Raw genomic sequence first — 2,588 nt, forward strand, 5'->3', positions numbered from 1 at the left:
ATACGGGGGACAGCAATTTGCATAAAAGCGAGGAAACAGATATAATAATGGCATTGTAATAGTTTTATCTGTTTTGGAAAAGGATGTGGATTTTTTGGATACCCCTTACCCGTCGATGTGGCTGTTTGTGATTTTTCTGCTGATTTTTGTCAATGTGTTTTTTGCCCTGGCTGAAACATCGTTAAATGAAAGCTACAAGAGCAGGCTGGAAAAGCTGCTGGATGATGGCAATGAGGATGCGGCGAAGGCCATGAAGCTGCTGGAGCATCCGGAGAGGGCCAATGCGGTGATACAGCTTGGCATTACCTTTGTGAGCATACTTATCGGTGTAAGCACCAGCGTCATACTGGCGCCTATCCTGAAGCAGTACATTGATATGATGCCTTATCCGGATGAAGTGGCGCTGGGGCTGAGCGTACTGATTGTGACGTATCTGACGCTGATGCTCAGCGAGTTCCTGCCGACCCGGTTTGCCATGCAGCACCCGGAGGAAACGCTGATACACTGTGAAAAGACCCTGAGCAAGCTGATTTTCATCACAAGGCCGATAGTGTCGCTTCTGGCAAATTCTGTCCGGCTGCTGCTGGCCATGCTGGGACTGAATCTGAAGATTGATGATACCGTCACGGAGGATGAGGTCAAGGATTTGATTGAGCAGGCCACGGAGGACGGCACCTTTGAGAAGAAGGAGCAGAATCTGGTGGACAGGGTGTTTCACATGAGCGACCAGACGGCGTATTCGCTGATGACACCGAGAACCCAGATGATGTGGATTGACCTTGAGGATACACTGGAGCAGAATCTGGCGATTATCCGCGCCACATCGGAGGCGATTATTCCCGTAGGCAGGGAAAGTCTGGATGATTTCTGCGGCGTTATATACATCAAGGATATTTTTAATGCGGCGCTGGACAACAAGCCGCTGGATTTAAGCCAGTTTATCAGAAAGCCTATGTTTATCCCCCGCTCCATGGAGAGCTTCCGGGTGCTGGAGCAGTTTCAGGAAACGGGTATCCATGAGGCGGCGGTGCTGGACGAGTACGGCGGTGTAATCGGCTTTATCACCCTGCAGGATATCCTGCTGGAGCTGATTGGCGATACGAACAATATCAACGAGCCGGAGCCGGTGCAGATTACGGCACGGGAGGATAACAGCTGGAATATTGAGGGACTTTGTTCCATTGATGATTTCAAGGAAAAGTTTGATATTGACGAGCTGCCGGATGAGGATCAGGATCATTACCAGACCATGGGTGGTTTTGTAACGGCCCTGTTTGGCTATATCCCGAAGAAAGGCGAGTCAGTGCGGTGGGAGAATTTCGTGTTTGAGATAGCGCGGCTGGATCGCTACAGGATAGATAAGATTATCTGTACAGTGGAGGAAAAGAAAAAGGAAGATAATGTTGAATCTGAAAACTGATAATATTGGGCATGAGCTAAGGTGGCAGCAGTGGGCGGCCAAGGCATTGTTTTTTGTGGGGGGCTTCGGCTGTGCCAGCTGGGCTCCTATTGTGCCTATGCTGAAAGAGCGGCTGGCACTGACGGAGGATGTGCTGGGCATGCTGCTTTTGTGTGTCGGCATCGGCTCATTGCTGACGATGCCCTTTTCAGGGGCGGCTGCCGGGAAATGGGGCTGCCGCAGGGTGCTGGTGACGGCCGGGGTTTTCTACGGCATGGTGCTGGTGCTTTTGAGCATGGTGCAGTCGCTGTATATGCTGGTGCCGCTTATTTTGCTGCTGGGCGGGCTGATGGGTACTATTGATGTGGTAGTCAATGTGCTGGCGGTGATAGTGGAAAAAAGGTCCGGCAGGCGTCTGATGTCAGGCATGCACGCCTTTTGGAGCGTGGGCGGCTTTGCAGGTGCCGGTATTTTCAGCGTCTGGCTGAATCTGGGGATGAATCATTTTCAGGCCGCTGTGGTTGCCTGGGGGATTATCCTGCTTCTGCTGGCTGTTTTCAGGCCCCATCTGCTGGATAATGGCGGTGAAAAGAGGGAAGGCTCCCTGCTGGCGATTCCCAGGGGGATTGTAATTTTTATAGGGCTGGTGGCCTTTGTGTCCTTTTTGATAGAAGGTGCTGTCATGGACTGGGGCGGCGTGTTCCTGACCAGCGTCAAGCATTTTGATATGAGCATGGCGGGTGTGGGCTTTACGGTTTTCTCGGCGGCTATGCTGATTATGCGGCTGGCAGGGGATTGGGCTGTCAACAGGCTGGGCGGCCCTGCAGTGACCATTGGCGGCGGACTTCTGGCCTGCGCAGGTTTTGTGCTGCTTATTTTTGCGCCGGAAGCATGGCTTTTGTATGCCGGGTTCTTTATTATCGGCATTGGCAGTGCCAATATTGTGCCTGTGTTTTATTCGCTGATGGGCAGGCAGAAGGTCATGCCTCTGAATCAGGCTGTGTCTGCGGCCAGTACGCTGGGATATCTCGGCATACTCATGGGGCCTGCTGTCATCGGATTCGTGGCTGACAGCACAAGCCTGTATGTGTCCTTCGGGATGCTGGGGATGCTGGCTTTCAGCCAGGCTGTGATTGCCGGATATGTGTATAGCAAAGTATTGTGAAATTTCAGTTTATCGTAGTGCTTG

At 52.0% G+C, this 2,588-nt stretch carries 2 protein-coding genes; both read left to right on the forward strand.

From position 1 onward, the window contains the following. Positions 1 to 85 precede the first annotated feature (85 nt). Positions 86 to 1,420: a hemolysin family protein gene (locus ACI3UA_RS04865; protein WP_439723706.1), complete on the forward strand. Its 1,335-nt coding sequence runs from the start codon at positions 86 to 88 to the stop codon at positions 1,418 to 1,420. Continuing rightward, on the forward strand, positions 1,401 to 2,564 hold the full coding sequence (locus ACI3UA_RS04870) for an MFS transporter (RefSeq protein WP_439723707.1): 1,164 nt from the start codon (positions 1,401 to 1,403) through the stop codon (positions 2,562 to 2,564). Before ACI3UA_RS04865 ends, ACI3UA_RS04870 begins: the two co-directional genes overlap by 20 nt. The last annotated feature ends 24 nt before the right edge of the window (positions 2,565 to 2,588 follow it).

Origin of the sequence: Anaerovibrio sp. (assembly GCF_051866355.1) — a bacterium.
Lineage (GTDB): Bacteria > Bacillota > Negativicutes > Selenomonadales > Selenomonadaceae > Anaerovibrio.